This is a genomic window from Nonomuraea sp. NPDC050556 (assembly GCF_044457355.1).
GTDB lineage: Bacteria > Actinomycetota > Actinomycetes > Streptosporangiales > Streptosporangiaceae > Nonomuraea.
In genome coordinates this window covers 264,089-282,554 of the sequence record NZ_JBITGU010000001.1, presented here as the reverse complement: position 1 = coordinate 282,554, position 18,466 = coordinate 264,089, and the positions used below count along the sequence as shown (strand labels likewise).

Sequence of the window (18,466 nt, the reverse complement as noted above, 5' to 3'; positions counted from 1 at the left end):
TAGCCGCATCGCCCATGCTCACTGCCATCGCAAGGAAAGGAGCACCATGGTGCGAATACGTCAGTGGGCAGCGGCCGCCTGCCTGCTCGTCGTGGCATCGCCGCTGTCGGGGCAACAGCAGGCGATGGCCGACGACGGCCTCGTGGCCGCGTACGGCTTCGAGGGGAGCGCGGCCGACGCCTCGGGCAACGGCAACAACGGGGTCACCTCCAGGACGGCCTGGGTGGACGGGAAGTACGGCAGGGCCGTCGCGCTCGAGGCCGACGACAGCCAGGTGTCCGTGAAGAACTCACCGTCCCTCCAGCTCACCACGGGCATGACGGTCGAGGCCTGGGTCAATCCCACGGGCATCAGTGGCTCCAGCGTCTCGCTGTCGAAGAACATGTCCTACGGCCTGTACACCTCGGTCACGCCGTCGGGAACGGTGCGCATCGGCACGACCTACCAGAGCACGGTCCCGGATGCCCGGCCTCGGATGCCGATCAACGTGTGGACCCACCTCGCCGTCACCCACGACGGCCAGGTCCTGCGCCTCTACATCAACGGCGCACTCGCGTCGGAGAAGGCGGCGCCGGGCGCGATCGCCGTCTCCACCTCCCCGCTGGTCTTCTCCCGCTCAAGCCGCGTCGCCACGTGGAAGGGCAGGCTGGACGAGGTCCGCGTCTACAACGTGGCGCTCGGCCAGGACCGGATCCAGGCCGACATGGCCACCCCGGTCGTGGCGGACACCGCCCTGGACGCGCCGCCGTCCGCACCCGGCGGGTTCACGGCCGCCCCGGTCGACTTCGGCAAGGCCGCTCTGTCCTGGCAGCCCGCCACCGACGACCACGCGGTCACCGGTTACCAGGTGCACCGCTCGGCCACGCCGGGCTTCACCCCCGGCGTGTTGACACTGCTCGCGACCGTGACCTCGACCTCCTACGCCGACAAGCTCACCGCGGCGGGTGCCTACTACTACCAGGTGCGCGCACTGGACACCTCGGTGCAGGCCGGACCCTCCGCGCCCGAGCAGCGGGTCCAGGTGTCCGAGCCCGACGAGCCGCCGTCCGCGCCCGCCGGGCAGTGGGTGACGGGCCACACCGGGTGGGTGGACGTGCAGTGGGACGCGGCCTGGGACGACCGTGGCGTGACCCGGATGGAGGTGCACCGCTCGACCCAGCCGGACTTCACGCCGTCGGCGGCGACCCTGGTGGCCACACCCAGCCGCGACACCTACTCCTACGTCGAGACGGTGACCGAGCCGGGCACCTACTACTACCGGGTACGCGCGGTGGACACCGCGGGGCAAACAGGGGCCTCCGCGATCACCGCCGTGCAGGTGACGGCCGCACCCGACCAGGCGAGGACGCTGTCGGCCGCGTTCGGGATGAACGAAGGCTGGGGCGATTCCGCCTCGGACTCCTCCGGCAACGGAAACTACCTGAACGTGTCGTCGCTGTTCTCGTGGACTTCGGGGAAGTTCGGCCGCGGGATCGCCTTCCCCGACAACGCGGACACCGGCCTCGGCTCCGGCCATACGGCCTCGCTGGGCGCCGACACCAGGATGACGATGTCCGCCTGGGTGTATCCCACGGTGGACGACGGCACGAACAGCCTGGCGATCCGCCGCTGGGTGGGGGCCGGCTGGCTGGAACTGGACCCGGTCAGCTCCTACACCGGCTCGTGCGCGCACGGCTACAGCGGTTCCACCGGCAACCCGACCTGCGTCCCGACGGCACTTCCGCTCAACACGTGGAGCCATGTGGCGGTCAGCACGGACGGCTCGGTGATCGTCCTCTACGTCAACGGGGAACCGGTCAAGGCCGGTAGATACAGCGCGGCCGATCTGAGCGGCGCGACCGGTCAGCTCGCCCTGGACGGGCACTTCCGGGGGAAGGTCGACGAGCTGCGCACCTACAGCGCCGCTCTCACGCCCGCGCAGATCAAGGCGGACATGAACACGCCCATCGGTTAGACGGAGAAGGCCACCTGGAGCGGGTCCAGGTGGCCTTCCCTTTTTAGACGATCACCAGGTCGCGGGTGGTGTTGTTGAGACGCTCGCCCCCGGTGTCCGTGCAGACCAGGATGTCCTCGATGCGTGCCCCGTGCTTGCCCGCCAGGTAGATGCCCGGCTCGACGGAGAAGGCGAAACCGGGCTCCATCGGCTCGGTGTTGCCCGACACGATGTACGGCTCCTCGTGGGTCTCGATGCCGATCCCGTGCCCGGTGCGGTGGATGAAGTGGTCACCGTACCCCGCCTGGGCGATCACCTCGCGGGCTGCCGCGTCGATCGACTCGCACGACACGCCCGGCCGTACGGCTTCGCAGGCGGCGTCCTGGGCGGCCTGAAGCACCTGGAAATACTCCTTGTACTCCGCGGGCGGCTCGCCGATGCAGTAGTTGCGGGTGGAGTCCGAGCAGTAGCCGCTGTGGAACTGGCCGCCGATGTCGACCACGACCGGCTCGCCCGCCTGGATCACCCGGTCGGACAGCTCGTGGTGCGGGCTGGCGCCGTTCGGGCCGCTCGCGACGATCACGAAGTCGACCGTGGCGTGCCCGGCGGCCAGGATGGCGTCGTGGATGTCACGGCCCACCTCGCGCTCGGTACGGCCGGCCCGCAGGAACTGCGGCACCTGCCGGTGCACGGCGTCGATCGCCTCGCCCGCCTCGCGCAGCGCGTCCACCTCCACGGCGGACTTTCGCATGCGCAGCTCGCGCAGCACCGTCCCGGCCAGCACCTGCTCGGCCTCCGGCATCGCGGCGCGGAAACGCAGCGAGGCCATCGCCCACATGCGGTCGGCCAGGCCCACCGTGGCGACCCTGCCGAGCCTCCTGGCGACCAGGTCGTACGGATCGTCCGTCTCGTCCCAGGCCACGAACTCCACGCCGAGCCGCGCCGCAGGAGAAGCCTGCGCCGCGGGAAGCTCCAGGCGTGGCACCATGAGGTACGACTCGCCGGCGGCCGGCACCACGAGACACGTCAACCGCTCGAGCGGCAGCGCCTCGTAACCGGTGACGTAGCGAAGATCGGGGCCAGGGGTGAGCAGGAGCGCGTCGAGGCCCGCCTTCGCGGTAGCCTCCTGCACAGCGGCCAGACGGGACACGGGATAAAGGTCTGAGGACGTCACAGGCCCAAATCTACTCCGCGCCATGCAGGCAAAATCCACGAAAAGGTCTCACAACACGGCAAGCCATCGCTACACTCCGTTCAAGGACGATCACGTAGTGTTGGGTCAATTGTCCCGTTCGAACATGTTTGAGAGTTGAGACTTATGGTCGGCGTCGTGGGCGGCCATCAGCCACCCCTTCGAGCCAAGGAGCCGATGACGGCAGCGGAGCTCGTCCAGCAGCTGACCGAGCAGCTGGACCGGCGCGAGGCCCTGGCGGCGCAGCTCGGCCATGCCCAGCGCCTGGGCAACATGGGGTGGGCCGAATGGAACCTCAGGACCGGGGAGGCGGTGTGGTCCGACCATGTCTACGTGATCTTCGGGCGTGACCGGTCGGACGGTCCCATCAGCCTGCCCGACCTGGCCGCCTACGTGGAGCCGTGCGACCTGGGGGCGCTCGACCAACTCCTGTGGTCCGTCGTGCAGGGCGTCGAGCCGGTGCAGGCGGAGTTCCGCATCAGGCGCACCGGGGAGGTGCGCAACCTGCGGATCGTGCTGGAGCCGCTCATCGGGCCAGGCGGGCCCACCGGCGTGCACGGGGTGGTCCAGGACATCACCGGGCGGCGGCGCGCCGAGCGGATCATGTCCGAGTCGCGCCGTCAGCTCCTGGAGGCGCGCGAGCGGGCGGCCGAGGAGCGGCACGTCATGCTGGCGCTGCGCGAGGCGATCCTGCCTGAGCCGGTCGGCTGCATGGACCTGCCGCACACCAGGATCGCGGTGCGTTACGTGCCGGCGGAGAAGACGGCCAACCTGGGGGGCGACTGGTTCGAGGCGGCGGCGCTGCCCGGGGGGCAGGTGCTGCTGGCGATCGGGGACGTGTCGGGACACGGGCTGCCCGCGATCGCGCACATGGCGCAGCTACGGCACGCGCTCATCGGGCTCACGATGACGGGGCAGCCGGCGGACCAGTTGCTGACGTGGCTGAACGAGCTGGTGATGCACCGGCTGGAGGAGACGACGGCCACGGCGGTGATCGGGCACCTGGATCCGGCGACGAAGGTGTTCACCTGGAGCCAGGCGGGGCATCTGGCGCCGATCCTGGTCCGTGACGGTACGGCGACGCAGCTCGAGCCGCCCAAGGGCGTGTTGCTCGGTGCCACCTGCGACCAGCCTTACCGGTTGTCCACGATCCACCTGCGGGACGACGACCTGTTGCTGCTGTTCACCGACGGGTTGGTGGAGCGGCGGACGCGGGATCTGGACGAGGGGCTAGATCTGGTGGCTCGGGCGGCTCGGGACGTGCCGTTGCACGATCTGGAGGCGGGGCTGGACCGGCTGCTGGCCGACATCGGCGGCCCCAACCCCGAGGACGACGCCTGCCTCCTGGCGGTTGGCATCCTGGGCAACACCCCCTAACCCGCACACCGGGTGGGCCACAGAGCGCGTGGCAAGCGGCCCACCCACGCCCTATCACCACCCAGCGGCCCACCACCGCCCCACCACGGGGCGGCCCACCACCGCCCCACCACGGGGCGGCCGACCCACACCCCACCACCGCAACCCACCCCACGCCCCACCACCAAGCGGCCCACCCACGCCCACGTCCCCCACGGGGCGACCAACCACCCCGGGGCCCGTCCAGCCACCAGTGGGGTGTGACAACCCACCACCACGCCTCCTGGCAACAGCGCAGCACCCGCCATGGGCGCATGACCCCCCGCCTTGAGGCTCCCTCGGCGGCGCCCAGCCACCACCGCGCCTCAGGCGTCTGCCCGCTTGGCGGCACCCTTGCGACCACAGACAGGGCTGACGGCGGGGGAAGCTGGGAGTCTGTCGGTGCGGAGTGCGACCATGGGCGGGTGCTGATGATTCTCGACACCCCGTCGCTCTACTTCCGCGCCTACTACGGCATCCCGGAGTCGATGACCGCCCCCGACGGCATGCCGGTCAACGCCGTGCGCGGGCTCATCGACATGATCGCCACCCTCGTGCGCGACCACCACCCGTCCGAGCTGGTCGCCACCATGGACGCCGACTGGCGCCCCGCCTTCCGCGTGGACGCCATCCCCACCTACAAGGCGCACCGAGTGGCGTTCGGCAACACCGAGGAGGTGCCCGACACGCTGGTGCCGCAGATCCCGGTGATCGAGCAGGTCCTCGACGCCGTGGGCATCGCGCGCATGGAGGCGGCCGGTTACGAGGCGGACGACGTCATCGGCACCCTGACCGCCCGCTCGACCGGCGCCGTCGACATCGTGACCGGCGACCGCGACCTGTTCCAGCTCGTCGACGACGCCCGCCCGGTCCGCGTCCTCTACACCGCCCGCGGGATCCGCAACCTGCAGATCGTCGACGAGGCGTTCGTGACGGCCAAGTACGGCATCCCTGGGCGTTCCTACGCGGACTTCGCCACCCTGCGCGGCGACCCGAGTGACGGCCTCCCGGGCGTGGCAGGGGTCGGCGAGAAGACCGCCGCGGCCCTGATCACCCGTTTCGGCTCCCTGGACGCCCTGCTGACCGCTCTGGACGACGGCACCACCGAGGGTTTCCCAGCGGGCGCCCGCACCAAGCTGGCCGCCTCCCGCGACTACCTGCGCGTGGCCCCGAAGGTGGTCGAGGTAGCTCCCGACGCCCCGCTGCCCGCCACGGACCTGACCCTGCCCGCCAAGCCGGTGGACCCGGAGTCCCTGGTGAGCCTCGCCGACCGCTACGACCTCAACAGCCCGCTCAACCGCCTCCTCACCACCCTCACCAAACACGCCACCTGACCCCACCCACCCGGACCACAGCGCCACCCGCCTGCCCCACCACGCCGCCCGCTCGGCCACCCCGCCCATTGCCCGGCCTCCACCTGCCGCGCCGCCCAGTCCCACCCAAACGCCAAGTCACGCGCCCTGACCCCGCCACCCAGTTCCGCCCCAACACCGGATCACACGCCTGACCACACCGCCAGCGTGTGGCCTCCGGCCCCCTGAGCGGCGCGTGCCCTTGAGGCGCTGGCACGCGTGAGGTGGCGGCGACGCGCGCATGGCAGCGCGCCCCCGAATGGCGTGCGCCCGATAGGAGGCCCAGCCCGCGAGACCTGCAGCCCCATGAGACGTCCGGCCCCGAAAGACGGGAGGGCCCATGAGACGGGCGGCCCCGTGAGACGGGCGGCCCCGTGAGACGTCCAGCCCCGTGAGACGGGCGGGCCCCGTAAGACGGCGGGTCCCGTAAGACGGGTGGGCCGGTGGGCGTGGGGTGAGCGGGTCCTGGAAATGTCCTCAGCCCCGTGCGGCGAGACGGCGTTTCCTCTCGCCTGCCAGAGAGACGAAGAAGGCTTTTGCTCACCGGGACGGATCGGTGAGGCGGGGAGGGATAGGTTGATCGGGTGTCGCATACGAACATCCGGGTCCCAGGCGAGGTGCCGCCGCGGCTCGATGACGGGTTCGAGAAGATCAGGCGCGAGCTCAAACTCCCTGAAGAGTTCCCGCGCGCCGTCCTCGACGAGGCCGACTGGATGGCTGAGGGCGGCGGCGCCGAGGTCGCCCGCCACGACCTGACCGAGCTGCCCTTCGTCACCATCGACCCCCCAGGCTCGATGGACCTCGACCAGGCCGTCTGCATCGAGCCCCTCCACGGTGGCTACCGCGTCTGGTACGCCATCGCCGACGTGGGCGCGTTCGTACGGCCCGCAGGCGCGATCGACGCCGAGGCACGCACCAGGGGCGAGACCGTCTACCTCCCCGACGGCAAGGTGCCCCTGCACCCCAAGGTCCTGTCGGAGGGCGCCGCCAGCCTCCTCCCCGGCGCGGAACGCCCCGCCGCCGTCTGGCGCATCGACCTGGACGCCGACGGCCGCACGGTCGGCGTCGACGTCCAGCGGGCACTGGTGCGCAGCCGCGAGCGCCTCGACTACGCCTACGTCCAGGCCGCCGTCGACACCGGCACCGCCGACGGCACCCTGCGCCTGCTGGCCGAGGTCGGCGAGCTCAGGCTGGGCCTGGAGCGCGAGCGCGGCGGCGTCACCCTGCCGACCCCGGAGCAGGAGGTCGTCCACGACGAGGGCGGCTACCGGATCGAATACCGGGTGCCGCTCCCGTCCGAGGCGTGGAACGCGCAGATCTCCCTGCTCACCGGCATGGCGGCCGCCTCGATGATGCTCGACGCCGAGATCGGGGTGCTGCGGATCCTGCCGCCGCCCCAGCCGGGCGACCTGGCCAAGGTGCGCCGGGTGGCCGCGGCGCTGGACGTGCCGTGGCCGGACGGCGCCACCTACGGCGCGGTGGTGCACGATCTCGATCCGAAGATCCCGCAGCAGGCGGCGTTCCTGCACGAGTCGAAGGTGCTGCTGCGCGGCTCCGGCTACGTGGCGTTCAACGGCGCGCCGCCGCCGCTGGCCGACCACGCGGCGGTGGCCGCGCCGTACGCGCACGTGACGGCGCCGCTGCGGCGCCTGGTGGACCGGTTCGCGACCGAGGTGTGCCTGGCGATCGCGGCGGGCGAACCGGTGCCCGAGCCCATCCAGGCGGCGCTCGCGACGCTGCCGGAGATCATGCAGTCCACGGGACGGCGGGCCGGGGCGGTCGAGCGGGCGAGCGTGGACCTGGTGGAGGCGTTCCTGCTGCGCGACCGGGTGGGGCAGACGTTCGACGCGGTGGTCATCGACGTCGACGACAAACGGCAGGGCGGCCAGGTCCAGCTGACCGACCCCGCCGTGATCGCCCGCTGCGACGGCCAGCTCCCGTTGGGCGAGCAGGTGACGGTACGGCTGGCCCAGGCGGACCTGTCCACCAGAGAGATCCGCTTCACCCTGGGAAGTGGTTGACGGGCGATGTAGCGGCGGGCACCACGTCAGACTGCGTGCCATGACGCACGAAGGGCCACCCACGTCGGCGGGTGGCTGTCTGCTGGCGCGAGCCGTACCCCCTGATTGTGCTTTTTATGGATATATCGCCGGGGGCCGCGCACGGATCGGGGGTTGCCGTGCGCGGCCCGGTTCCGGAGCTACTTCTTCAGCGGACTCCAGCCCGCGCCGACCCCCATCAGGTGCAGCGCGACGCACAGCAGGCCCGCGGTGCCGAGGGTGGCGACGGTGACCACCCCGCCGACGGCGATGCCGGCGATCTCGAAGACGAGTGCGAGCAGGAACAGCAGGGCGGCGATGACGGCGAACATCTCAACCTCCAGGGGATGCCGGACGTCGAGCTCCGTGGGGGGCGGGCCTCAGCGGGGTGCGTCCGAGGGGTAGTAACAGGCTTCCGACTAGGGGATGTCCGCTGAGATCACCGAGGAAACTGACCTTGAGGTGACGTTGCGTGGACCTGTCGCGACAGCGCATTGACCGGGCGGTCAGTTTAGGGCTACGGCCCGCTCCCGCTGCGCCGTCACCAGCCACGCGCAGGCCGCCGCCACCACCAGCAGCCCGGCCAGCACCGCCATCACCCGCCCCAGCCCGTCCGCCGACCCGGGCGCGCCGAAGTAGACGCTGCCCAGCCCGGCCACGCTCGTGACGCCCGCCAGCAGCGGCCCGGTGGAGTTCAGCGCCGAGATCGCCGAGGCCAGCCGCGGCTCCACCAGCGCCGCGATCCGCGCGATCAGCGGGCTGTATCCGGCGGCGTGCCCGGCCCCCGCCGCCATGAGCAGCGGCACCGTCGCGGCGGTCGTCCAGGTGGTACGGCTGAGCAGCACGACGGCCCCGCCAGCCGCCGCGAACGCGAGCGGGCCCGCCACGGGCAGCGCCCGGTGGGTCCAGGCGGGCCAGCGGGTCCAGGTGAGGCTGAGCAGCGCGAACCCCAGCGCATACGGGACGAACGCCACGCCTGCCGCCAGTGGCGACATCTCCAGCGACGACTGCAGGTGCAGGGTCAGCGTCAGCAGGAAGCCGGTGTAGCAGCCCATGACGATCCAGCAGGCGGCCAGCCCCGGCTTGACTCCGCGCGGGCGCAGCGCCGCCAGGTCGAGCAGCGGCTGCCTGCCCCGGGCGCCGAGCCGCCGCTCCCAGGCCAGGAACGCCGCCAGCAGGCAGCCTCCTCCCGCGAGCGCCGTCCACGCCCACAGCGGCCAGCCGTACTCCGGGCCGAACACCAGCGCGGTGACGATCCCGACCATGGCCAGGGTGAGGACGGCGACGCCGCCCACGTCCAGGCGCGGACGCTCGCCGGAAGGAGCTTTGGGCAGTACCCGCGCCCCCAGGACGAGCAGCACCGCCCCGACGGGCACGTTGATGAGGAACGCGGGCCGCCAGCCCAGCCCGGTGACCACCAGTCCCCCGACGATCTGGCCGAGCGCCACGCCCAGCGCCAGGACCATGCCGTAGAGGCCGATGGCGCGGCGGCGCGCCTCGCCCTGCCAGAGCAGCTGGATGAGCGAGAACACCTGCGGCAGCAGCATGGCCGCGCCGACCGCCTGCAGCACCCGCGCGGCGACCAGCAGGGGTGCGGTGGGCGCGAGCCCGCACAGCAGCGAGGCGAGCGTGAACCAGGCCAGACCGGACAGGAACATGCGCCGATGCCCGAACACGTCGCCCAGCCTGGCGCAGGTGACCAGCAGGACGCCGGTGGTGAGCAGGTAGCCGGACACGATGAGCTGGACGGCCGCGCCGCCCGCGCCGAGCTCGGCGCGGATGGTCTGGGCGGCGACGGAGACGATCGAGCCGTCCATGGAGGCCATGGTCTGGCCGGTGAGCAGCACGGCCAGCATGGGGCCCGTGGAAAGCTTGACGGTCATGAACCCCGATCCTCGGCTGCCCGGTTCCGCCCGTCTTGAAGATTCTTGCGGCGGGGTGATGTTCGACTTCTCCGGAACGCTGATGCGTACGGAGTCCACCTCGGAGTGGTTACGCGGCGTCGGGGCTTCGGAGTCCCAGGTGCTGGCCTGGGCGGGGCCGCTGGAGTCCGTCGGCGCGATGCCCGGTGGTGGCGCTCCCGCCGAGGTGCCCGCGCACCTGGCGCAGGTCTGGCGCGACCGCGACCTGACCGCCGAGCACCACCGCGCCTGCTACACCGCCCTGGCCCGCCTGGTGGTCCCTGAAGCACTCGCCGAAGCCCTTTACAACCGTTCCTGTACGCCGGAGGCCTGGCGTCCTTATCCCGACGCCCTGCCCACCCTGCGGGAGCTCCGGCGCCGGGGGTTGCGGGTGGCGGTGGTGAGCAACATCGGATGGGACCTGCGAGCACTACTGGCCCTGCACGGACTGGCTGATTTTGTCGACGTGTTCGTGCTCTCCTACGAGGTGGGGATAGAGAAGCCGGATCCGCGGATCTTCCAGCTGGCCTGCGACAAGCTCGGCCTTCCGCCGGGCGAGGTCCTGATGGTCGGCGACGACCGCCGCGCCGACGGCGGCGCGGCAGCCCTGGGCTGCCCGGTCTATTTCGTCGACCACCTCCCCGCCACCGCCCGCCCCGACGCACTGCGCCAGATCCTCACGTGGGGCATCTAACCCCAGCGACACCGCAACCAGTCGACCGTCGCTCGCCGCGAGCTCGGCTCACGGCCGACCGCGTTTCGCGAAGCGACTGGTATTACTGGCATATGCAGGAAGAGACCGCGCGGTCCGCGATCGACACGTTCCTCTCCGCGTTCAACGCCTCGGACGACAGCTATGTGACTGCGCTGCTCTCCCAGGCCCTGACCTCGGACGTGGTCTTCTGGGGGCCGTTGGGCCGCAGCGAAGGGATCGAGGCGGTCGAGCGGTTCGTGCTGGACATCCGGCGCCACCCGGCGGGGACCGGCACGATGGTGCGCTGCTCGGCGGTGGACATGCCTGACGAGTGGGCCCGGTACCAGTGGGTCTTCACCACGCCGGATGGAGGTCCCCGGCTGGCGGGAACGGACGTCGTCCATCTGCGGCGGAGCCTCATCGACCAGATCATCGTCTTCGCGGGGGAGATCGAGCCGCCCGCCTCCTAAGTCATCCTTCTCTGGCGCCGCCCTCCTCCTGAACCGGCCCGCCCGGGGCTGCGGTTCGCGGTTGGTCAGGCCGCGGTGTTGAGTGGGCGTCCGCCCAAGCGGATGCCCTTCTCTCTGCGGATGCGGGCTTTGGCGTTGCGCCAATCGCGCCGCCGGGTCCTCACCCGATCCAGCCAACCAGCAGCCAGCGAGCAGTTTCCTGCGTCACGCCGTGAGATGAATGTGCTCCGCATGCAGCCCTGAGCGGCTCTGGACGGCCATCTCGGCGGCCTGCCACCTCGTCCCGCGCCTCACCCGCGTCAACAGCCCCCACCCCTACAGCGAGACAGCAAGGGTCGCTCTTTTCCCAACCTCCAAGATGGACGGACGGGCACTGCCAGAGGTCGCCCGCCACTGCAGGACCAGGGGCGGGCGGGTGGGCGGGCGGAGGGCGGGCAGGCGGGTGGGATGGGCGTGGGAGGGAGGTGGGTGGGGTGGGCGTGGGAGGGAGACAGGTCAGGGTGAGGTTGGGAGGGAGGTGGGGTGGGGGTTAGGTGAGGGAGGAGTAGGCGACGACGCCTCTGCGTAGGGAGTCCATGGCCTTGCCCGCTGTCTGCTTGACCTTGCTGCCGTTCGGGGCCGCGTTGGAGAGCTGGCCCAGCAAGTCCATCAGCTGCTTCACCCACCGCACGAAGTCCCCCGCCGCCAGCTCAGAGCCGTTCACTCCGTCCGTCAGCACGGCGTCCAGTGTGTGGCCCTTGGCCCACCGGAAGGCCGCCCACGCGAAGCCCAGATCGGGCTCTCGGATGATGGAAAGGCCGTTGTCCTGTTCGATGCCTTCCAGTTCCCCCCACAGTCGCACCATCGCCGTCAAAGCCTCCTGGGCCCGCCCGGCGGGGATCTTGGGGCGCCGCGCGTCGTCCGCCTGCCGGGACTCGAAGACCAGGGCCGACACGCACGCGGCCAGCTCCGCCGGGTCGAGCTCGTCCCACAGGCCGCCACGCAGGCACTCCGCGGTCAGCAGGTCCAGTTCCGTGTACAACCGTCCGAGGCGGCGGCCCTCGTCGGTGACGGTCTCGCCGTCCAGGTAGCCGAGCTGGTCGAGCACCCCGCACACCTTGTCGAACGTCCGCGAGATGACGTGCGAGCGGCTCTCCACCCGCCGCCGCAGCCCCTCGGTCTCCCGCAGCAGCTTGTAGTAGCGCTCCGCCCACCGCGCGTGGTCCTCGCGCTCGTCGCACCCGTGGCACGGGTGCTGGCGGATCTGCCGCCGCAACTCCAGGATCTCGTCGTCCTCCACCGCGTGGTCGCGGGCGCGCGGCGGCTTGCCGAGGTCGCGGTCGCCGATCTTGGCCAGCAGCGTGGAGACGAGGTTGGCGCGCTCCTTGGGCGAGCGGCTGTTGAAGTTCTTGGGGATGCGCAGCTTCTCCAGGGGCTCCACCGGCACGGGGAAGTCGGCCGGGTCGAGCTTCTTGACCTGCTTGCCGATCGTCAGCACGAGCGGGTTGGGGCCGTGCCCGCGCGGGTTGAGCCCGGGGTCGAGCACGATGGCAAGCCCGGCGCGCCTGCCGCCGGGCACGCGGATGACGTCGCCTGGCTTCAGGGACTCCAGCGACCGCGTCGCCGCGGCCCTGCGTGAGGCGCCGCGCTGCTTGGACAGCTCCGTCTCGCGGTCGGACAGGCGGCGGCGCAGCTCGGCGTAGGCGGGGAAGTCACCCAGGTGGCAGGTCATCGCCTCCTGGTAGCCCTCCAGCGCCTCCTCGTGCTTGCGCAGCTGCTTGGCCAGCCCCACGACGGCCCGGTCGGCCTGGAACTGCGCGAAGGACGCCTCCAGCAGCGTCTTGGCGCGCTCGCGGCCGAACTGGCCGACCAGGTTGACGGCCATGTTGTAGGAGGGCTGGAAGCTGGAGCGCAGCGGGTAGGTGCGGGTGCCCGCCAGCCCTGCGACGGCGACCGGGTCCATGCCGGGCTGCCAGACGACGACGGCGTGGCCCTCGACGTCGATGCCGCGCCGCCCGGCCCGCCCGGTGAGCTGGGTGTACTCGCCGGGGGTGAGGTCGGCGTGCATCTCGCCGTTCCACTTGTCGAGCTTCTCGATCACCACGGAGCGGGCCGGCATGTTGATGCCCAGGGCCAGGGTCTCGGTGGCGAAGACGGCCTTGACCAGGCCGCGGGTGAACAGCTCCTCGACGACCTCCTTGAACGCCGGGAGCATGCCCGCGTGGTGCGCCGCCAGGCCGCGCTCCAGGCAGTCGCGCCACTCGAGGTAACCGAGGACGGCGAGGTCCTCGTCGGGCAGGTGCGCGGTGCGCTCGTCGACGATCTGGCGGATCTCGTGCTGCTCGCGCTCGGTGGTGAGCCTGATGCCGGCGAACAGGCAGGCCATGACGGCCGCGTCGCAGCCGGCGCGGGAGAAGATGAAGGTGATGGCGGGCAGCAGGCCCTCGGAGTCGAGCTTGTCGATCACCGCGGCGCGGTCCGGCGGGCGGCTGCGCTGCGGCCTGCCGTACCCCCGCCTGCCCCTGCCGCCGGCCAGGCGCTCCTCGTCGCGTGCGATGCGCATCAGGGCCGGGTTGATGTGGCCGCTCTGGTCGAAGTCCTCGGTGACGAACAGGTCGTAGATGCGGTTGCCGACCATCATGTGCTGCCACAGCGGCACCGGGCGGTGCTCGTCGACGATCACCGTGGTGTCGCCGCGCACCTCGCCGATCCACTCGCCGAACTCCTCGGCGTTGCTGACCGTCGCCGACAGCGCCACCAGCCTGACCGATTCCGGCAGGTGGATGATGACCTCTTCCCAGACCGCGCCGCGGAAGCGGTCGGCCAGGTAGTGCACCTCGTCCATGACGACGAAGCCGAGCCCGCCGAGCGTGGCCGAGCCCGCGTAGAGCATGTTGCGCAGCACCTCGGTGGTCATGACCACGATGGGCGCGTCGCCGTTCACGCTGTTGTCGCCGGTGAGCAGCCCGACCTTGGCGGTGCCGTACCGCTTGACCAGGTCGTTGTACTTCTGGTTGGACAGCGCCTTGATCGGGGTGGTGTAGAAGCATTTCTGCCCCTGCTCCAGCGCCAGGTGCACGGCGAACTCGCCGACGACCGTCTTGCCCGATCCGGTGGGCGCGGCCACGAGCACCCCGTCGCCCGCCTCCAGCGCCCGGCAGGCGTCGAGCTGGAAGTCGTCGAGCGTGAAGTCGTAGAGGCCGCGGAACGACTTCAGCGCGAGACCGTCGTTTCCGAGCTTCTCACGGAAGGCCGCGTAGCGTTCCGCTGGCGTTGTCATACCGTCAGCCTATTAGCCCTCGCGGGTCAGGTAGTCGCCCAGCCCGCTCTCCAGGAGGCCGAACCCGAGGTCGGCCTTGGCCACCGCAGCCGGGTATGCCTCGTCGGCCGAGGCGCCCAGGAAGACGGCGCGGCTGTTCTCGATCTGCAGGGTGCGCCACAGCCCCATGATCTGGCTGGCCGCGACGCGGGCACGCAGATCGCCGGGCGACTCCTTCTCCAGCTCCACCGCCAGGCGCTCCTCGGCGGCCAGCTGGAAGCGGTAGATCCGGGCGACCAGTGCGGGAGTGTTCCTGACCACGTCCATGACCTGCAGGAACACCGGATCGTCGAGCAGGCCGCTCTCCGGCGAGCGGGCCGCGAGCCGTTCGAGGAAGACCCGGTGGGCCGCGCGCACCACGGACTCCCCGGGAAGGCGGCTGGTGACCATCTCGGCCGCGTCGCCGACGTGCTCCTCGATCGGGCCGAAGACCAGGTCCTCCTTGGAGGGGAAGTAGTTGAACACGGTCATCTTGGAGACCTGCGCCCGCTCGGCGATCTCCAGGACGGACACGGCGTCGAATCCGCGCTCGGCGAACATCTCCATCGCCACGCGGTAGATCAGCTGCTTGGTCTGCAGCTTCTTCTGCTCCCGTAGTCCCACGTCAATCACTGTATCAGGTCGAAGAATTGACTAAGTCGAAATTTTGACCCAGTCTAAAAAGCATGACGGACAAGCAGAAGAAGATCGCCATGGTGGGGATCATGCTCACGCTGATCCTGGCGATCCTCGACCAGAACATCGTCTCCACCGCCTCCCTCTCCATCGCCGCCGACCTCGACCCGGTGCACGGCCTGACGCTCATGCCGTGGCTGATCACCGTGTACGCCCTGGCGGCCACGGCCGCCCTCCCCCTGTACGGCAAGCTGTGCGACGTCTACGGCGCCAAGCGCGTCTACCTGGCGGCCGTCGGGCTCTTCCTGTTCGGCTCGGCGCTCTGCGGCGTGGCCCAGGACCTGCCGCAGCTCATCGCCTGCCGCACGGTGCAGGGCCTGGGCGGCGGCGGCCTCATGGCCGTCACCCTCGTCGTGGCCGCCCAGCTCATGCCGGCTGAACGGCGCGGCAGCGCGGGCGGCGTCGGCGGCCTCATGGCCGGGCTCGGCATGGTCGCGGGACCGCTGATCGGCGGCCTGTTCACCGACCACCTCGGCTGGCGCTGGATCTTCTACGTCAACCTGCCCGTCGGCCTGTTCGTCCTGGTCTCGGGCGCGCTGGCGATCAAGCTGGAGGACGGCGGGCAGGCGCGCCGCATCGACTACCTCGGCGCCGCCCTGGCCGCGGCGGGCGCGAGCGTGCTGCTGCTGGTCGTGGAGTGGGGCGGCAAGACCTACGCCTGGGACTCCGCGACGATCCTCGCCATGATCGCGCTCGACGTGGCGCTGGTGGCCGGGTTCGTCTGGCGCCAGGCCACGGCCGCCGAGCCGATCCTGCCGCCCGAGCTGCTGCGCAACGCGGTGGTGCGGGTGGTGCTGCCGCTGCAGGTGCTCACCGGGCTCGGCATGGCCGGTTCGATCTTCTACACCATCGTCTACCTGCAGACCGTCATGGCCGTGCACCCGACAGACTCGGGCCTCTACCTCATCCCGATGGCAGCGGGCATGGTCGTGTCCGGCACCGTCTCCGGGATGATGATCAACCGGGGTTCGCGGGCGAAGCCGTTCCTGCTGTCGGGGTTCGCCTTCATCGCGGTCTCGCTGTTCCTGCTCGGCCTCATGGGTACGGCCGGCTCCGTGCTCACCATCGGGTTCGACCTGCTCGTGCTCGGCCTCGGGTTCGGCCAGGTGCTCGGCATCGCCATCCTCATGGCGCAGAACGCCGTGCCGCTGTCGGCGCTCGGCACCGCCACGACCGCGGTGCGCTTCGCCCAGACGCTCGGCATGGCGCTCGGCACCGCGATCTTCGGCGTCGTGCTCAACCGGGTGGTCGGCGCGGACCGCGGCGTCGAGGCGTTCGCGGGCGGCACGCACGCGGTCTTCTGGACGGCCGCCGCCGTCATGCTGGCGACGCTCCTGCTCGGCACGCTGCTCAGGGAGGAGCGGCAATCGGCGCCCGTCAGCTGAGGACCTGCAGCGCTCCCGGCACGATCTCGCAGGTCACCGGCGTCGGGCCGATACGTTCGCCGTCGGCGTACGCGACGGTGTCCAGCGCCTCCAGCAGCACGGTCCTGGCCCGCCGTACGGTCACCGCCGGGTGGGTGACGTGGGTGCCGCGGAAGACGCGCGGGAAGGTGCGCAGGAACGCCCCCTTGGACACCGCGCCGAGGATCATGACCTCCAGCAGCCCGTCGTCGGGCTCGGCGTCCGGGCAGACCAGCATGCCCGCGCCGTAGGAGCGGGTGTTGCCGACCGCGACCAGCATCGCCTCCCGCTCGATCACCTCCTCGCCGTCCAGGGTGATCCGGAAGGCGATCGGCTCGAAGTCCTTCAACTCCCGTACGGTGGCCAGCAGGTATTTGGCCATCCCCGGCGGCCAGGTCATGGCGTTGGCCCGCTCGTTGACCCGCGAGTCGAACCCGCAGCACACCACCCCGGCGAACCACTCCCCCGCCATGCGGGCCGCGTCGATCACCCGCGGCTTGCCGCGCAGCACCACGTCGGCGGCGGCCAGGGTGTCCTTGCACGGCAGCCCGAGGGCGGCGGCGATGTCGTTGCCGGTGCCCGCCGGGATGATGCCCAGCGGGACGTCGGTGCCCGCCACGGCCTGCGTGGCCAGGTGCACCAGGCCGTCGCCGCCGAAGGCGACCAGCGCGTCGGGGCGCTCGGCGACCGCGGTGCAGGCGCGGGCCAGGGCGTCGGCCGCGTCGTCGCCGACGATCACCGTCACCTCGGCGCCGCCGGCGCGCAGGCGGCGCACGACGGGGTCGAGCAGGCGCAGGGTCCGGCCGCCGCGGGCGGCCGGGTTGACGAGCAGGGCGAGTTCAGCGGGCACGCCCGGAACTTATCCCCTAACGCTTGTCGTCGTCGAGCGGTGAGTCGTCGAGGTCGAGCGGGGAGTCGTCCATCGCCAGCGGCGAGGCCTCGTCGTCGTCGAGCCCCGAGTAGTCCTCCTCCTGCGGCAACCGGCGCTCGCGCAGGAACATGAACAGCTCGGCCGCGGCGAACAGCACGATCATGGGGGCGGCCAGCGCCATCATGGTGATCGGGTCGCCGCCCGGGGTGACCACGGCGCCGAACACGAACATGAGGAAGATCACCATGCGGCGGTGCTTCTTGACCGTCGCGTGCTTCAGCACCCCGATGATGTTGAGCATCACCAGCAGCAGCGGCAGCTCGAACGACACACCGAAGATCAACAGCATGATCAGCACGTAGCTGATGTACTCGTCGATCTGGATGATGGCCACGGTGTCGGCCGGCGCGAAGCCCAGCAGGATGCCGAGGCTGGTGTCCATGATGACGTAGGCCAGCACGGCGCCCAGCGCGAACAGCGGGACGGCCAGGCCCAGGAAGACGAAGGCGTAGCGCTTCTCGTTGCGGTAGAGCGCCGGGGTGACGAAGGCCCAGATCTGGTAGAGCCAGACCGGCGCCGAGATCAGCAGGCCGATGCCGACCGCGACCTTCAGCGTGACGAAGAAGGACTGGAAGATGCCGCCCGTGGCCAGCGAGCACTCACCGGGCCGCAACTGCTGGGCAGCGGCGGTCTGGCAGAAGGGCTCCTTGAGGAAGGCCCACACCGGGTCGAAGAGGAAGAAACCCACAATGACGCCGACGGTCAGCGCGACCACCGCGATGAGCAGCCTGTTGCGCAGCTCGCGCAGGTGCTCCATCAGGGGCATGCGCCCGTCGTCGTCCGCGGCCTGGCTCGACCGTTTGAGCAGCGCCATTCAGCAGTCCTGGGGTGGTGAGGTGGCGGGTCAGGCGTTGTTCTTGTTGGCCGACTCCGCGCGCAGCCTGGCGGCCTGGGCCTCCAGCAGCGCGGCCTGCTCCTCAGCCGTCGGCGCAGGGGTGGCGGGGAGCTGGGCGGCCGGCGGGGCGGGCGCGGGCTGCGCGGTCGCCGTCGTGGCCGTCACGGTCGAGGGGTCGTCGTCGTCGTCGCGCAGCTTGGTCGCCTCAGCCTTGAAGATGCGCAGCGACCTGCCGATACCCCTGGCGGCATCGGGCAGCTTCTTGGCGCCGAACAGCAGCACCAAGGCGACGATGATCAAGATGATTTCGCCGGTTCCCAAGTTGGGCATGAGACATCCTTAAGCTGA

Annotated in this window: 15 protein-coding genes; 7 read left to right on the top strand and 8 right to left on the bottom strand. The window is 70.9% G+C overall.

Annotated elements, in window-relative coordinates; genetic code table 11:
- Positions 1-46: 46 nt before the first annotated feature.
- Positions 47-1,954 (top strand): LamG-like jellyroll fold domain-containing protein, encoded by a 1,908-nt coding sequence (locus ACIBG8_RS01345; protein ID WP_397340431.1) that lies wholly within the window; start codon positions 47-49, stop codon positions 1,952-1,954.
- Between the two features lie 43 nt (positions 1,955-1,997).
- On the opposite strand, the gene ACIBG8_RS01340 is transcribed toward ACIBG8_RS01345, so the two are convergent.
- Positions 1,998-3,131: a M24 family metallopeptidase gene (locus ACIBG8_RS01340; protein WP_397340430.1), complete on the bottom strand. Its 1,134-nt coding sequence runs from the start codon at positions 3,129-3,131 to the stop codon at positions 1,998-2,000.
- A gap of 171 nt (positions 3,132-3,302) precedes the next feature.
- Here ACIBG8_RS01340 and ACIBG8_RS01335 point away from each other — a divergent pair, with 171 nt between their 5' ends.
- The 3 genes from ACIBG8_RS01335 (at position 3,303) to ACIBG8_RS01325 (ending at position 7,893) form a co-directional block, all read left to right on the top strand.
- Positions 3,303-4,502, top strand: coding sequence for a PP2C family protein-serine/threonine phosphatase (locus ACIBG8_RS01335; RefSeq protein WP_397340429.1), 1,200 nt, complete (start codon positions 3,303-3,305; stop codon positions 4,500-4,502).
- A 449-nt stretch (positions 4,503-4,951) separates the two neighbouring features.
- A complete protein-coding gene (locus tag ACIBG8_RS01330; RefSeq protein WP_397343882.1) occupies positions 4,952-5,854 on the top strand; it encodes a 5'-3' exonuclease H3TH domain-containing protein in 903 nt (300 codons plus the stop codon).
- A 602-nt stretch (positions 5,855-6,456) separates the two neighbouring features.
- On the top strand, positions 6,457-7,893 hold the full coding sequence (locus ACIBG8_RS01325; protein ID WP_397340428.1) for an RNB domain-containing ribonuclease: 1,437 nt from the start codon (positions 6,457-6,459) through the stop codon (positions 7,891-7,893).
- A 179-nt stretch (positions 7,894-8,072) separates the two neighbouring features.
- Here ACIBG8_RS01325 and ACIBG8_RS01320 read toward each other — a convergent pair whose 3' ends face one another.
- Positions 8,073-8,243: a hypothetical protein gene (locus ACIBG8_RS01320; protein ID WP_397340427.1), complete on the bottom strand. Its 171-nt coding sequence runs from the start codon at positions 8,241-8,243 to the stop codon at positions 8,073-8,075.
- A gap of 174 nt (positions 8,244-8,417) precedes the next feature.
- Complete coding sequence (locus tag ACIBG8_RS01315) at positions 8,418-9,794, bottom strand: MFS transporter (RefSeq protein ID WP_397340426.1); 1,377 nt, start codon at positions 9,792-9,794, stop codon at positions 8,418-8,420.
- Here ACIBG8_RS01315 and ACIBG8_RS01310 point away from each other — a divergent pair.
- Both ACIBG8_RS01310 and ACIBG8_RS01305 read left to right on the top strand, forming a co-directional pair.
- Entirely contained in the window at positions 9,793-10,506 is a 714-nt protein-coding gene (locus ACIBG8_RS01310; protein WP_397340425.1) for an HAD-IA family hydrolase, read from the top strand. The genes ACIBG8_RS01315 and ACIBG8_RS01310 overlap by 2 nt on opposite strands.
- A 92-nt stretch (positions 10,507-10,598) precedes the next feature.
- Complete coding sequence (locus tag ACIBG8_RS01305; protein ID WP_397340424.1) at positions 10,599-10,976, top strand: nuclear transport factor 2 family protein; 378 nt, start codon at positions 10,599-10,601, stop codon at positions 10,974-10,976.
- Positions 10,977-11,505: 529 nt separating this feature from the next.
- On the opposite strand, the gene ACIBG8_RS01300 is transcribed toward ACIBG8_RS01305, so the two are convergent.
- Both ACIBG8_RS01300 and ACIBG8_RS01295 read right to left on the bottom strand, forming a co-directional pair.
- The gene (locus tag ACIBG8_RS01300) at positions 11,506-14,235 is read right to left on the bottom strand and encodes a DEAD/DEAH box helicase (RefSeq protein ID WP_397340423.1); all 2,730 of its coding nucleotides are present in this window, start codon (positions 14,233-14,235) and stop codon (positions 11,506-11,508) included.
- 12 nt (positions 14,236-14,247) lie between these two features.
- Positions 14,248-14,877 carry a TetR/AcrR family transcriptional regulator gene (locus tag ACIBG8_RS01295; RefSeq protein WP_397340422.1) on the bottom strand — a complete coding sequence of 210 codons (630 nt, stop codon included), beginning with the start codon at positions 14,875-14,877 and terminating at the stop codon, positions 14,248-14,250.
- A 62-nt stretch (positions 14,878-14,939) separates the two neighbouring features.
- Between ACIBG8_RS01295 and ACIBG8_RS01290 the strand changes: the two genes are divergently transcribed.
- Complete coding sequence (locus ACIBG8_RS01290; RefSeq protein WP_397340421.1) at positions 14,940-16,334, top strand: MFS transporter; 1,395 nt, start codon at positions 14,940-14,942, stop codon at positions 16,332-16,334.
- On the opposite strand, the gene ACIBG8_RS01285 is transcribed toward ACIBG8_RS01290, so the two are convergent.
- Genes ACIBG8_RS01285 through tatA form a run of 3 tightly spaced genes read right to left on the bottom strand, consistent with a single transcriptional unit; the run spans position 16,327 to position 18,448 of the window.
- Entirely contained in the window at positions 16,327-17,202 is an 876-nt protein-coding gene (locus tag ACIBG8_RS01285; protein ID WP_397340420.1) for a YegS/Rv2252/BmrU family lipid kinase, read from the bottom strand. The genes ACIBG8_RS01290 and ACIBG8_RS01285 overlap by 8 nt on opposite strands.
- 16 nt (positions 17,203-17,218) lie before the next feature.
- Positions 17,219-18,097: a twin-arginine translocase subunit TatC gene (gene tatC / locus ACIBG8_RS01280; protein WP_397340419.1), complete on the bottom strand. Its 879-nt coding sequence runs from the start codon at positions 18,095-18,097 to the stop codon at positions 17,219-17,221.
- Between the two features lie 30 nt (positions 18,098-18,127).
- Positions 18,128-18,448, bottom strand: a complete 321-nt coding sequence (gene tatA / locus ACIBG8_RS01275) for a Sec-independent protein translocase subunit TatA (protein ID WP_397340418.1) — start codon at positions 18,446-18,448, stop codon at positions 18,128-18,130.
- Between the last annotated feature and the right edge of the window lie 18 nt (positions 18,449-18,466).

What these genes read in the sequence shown, in the direction of transcription:
- ACIBG8_RS01345 (WP_397340431.1), top strand. Translation starts at nt 47, where the DNA reads ATGGTGCGAATACGTCAGTGGGCAGCGGCCGCCTGCCTGCTCGTCGTG.
- ACIBG8_RS01340 (WP_397340430.1), bottom strand. Translation starts at nt 3,131, where the DNA reads ATGGCGCGGAGTAGATTTGGGCCTGTGACGTCCTCAGACCTTTATCCC.
- ACIBG8_RS01335 (WP_397340429.1), top strand. Translation starts at nt 3,303, where the DNA reads ATGACGGCAGCGGAGCTCGTCCAGCAGCTGACCGAGCAGCTGGACCGG.
- ACIBG8_RS01330 (WP_397343882.1), top strand. Translation starts at nt 4,952, where the DNA reads ATGATTCTCGACACCCCGTCGCTCTACTTCCGCGCCTACTACGGCATC.
- ACIBG8_RS01320 (WP_397340427.1), bottom strand. Translation starts at nt 8,243, where the DNA reads ATGTTCGCCGTCATCGCCGCCCTGCTGTTCCTGCTCGCACTCGTCTTC.
- ACIBG8_RS01310 (WP_397340425.1), top strand. Translation starts at nt 9,793, where the DNA reads ATGAACCCCGATCCTCGGCTGCCCGGTTCCGCCCGTCTTGAAGATTCT.
- ACIBG8_RS01315 (WP_397340426.1), bottom strand. Translation starts at nt 9,794, where the DNA reads ATGACCGTCAAGCTTTCCACGGGCCCCATGCTGGCCGTGCTGCTCACC.
- ACIBG8_RS01305 (WP_397340424.1), top strand. Translation starts at nt 10,599, where the DNA reads ATGCAGGAAGAGACCGCGCGGTCCGCGATCGACACGTTCCTCTCCGCG.
- ACIBG8_RS01300 (WP_397340423.1), bottom strand. Translation starts at nt 14,235, where the DNA reads ATGACAACGCCAGCGGAACGCTACGCGGCCTTCCGTGAGAAGCTCGGA.
- ACIBG8_RS01290 (WP_397340421.1), top strand. Translation starts at nt 14,940, where the DNA reads ATGACGGACAAGCAGAAGAAGATCGCCATGGTGGGGATCATGCTCACG.
- tatC (WP_397340419.1), bottom strand. Translation starts at nt 18,097, where the DNA reads ATGGCGCTGCTCAAACGGTCGAGCCAGGCCGCGGACGACGACGGGCGC.
- tatA (WP_397340418.1), bottom strand. Translation starts at nt 18,448, where the DNA reads ATGCCCAACTTGGGAACCGGCGAAATCATCTTGATCATCGTCGCCTTG.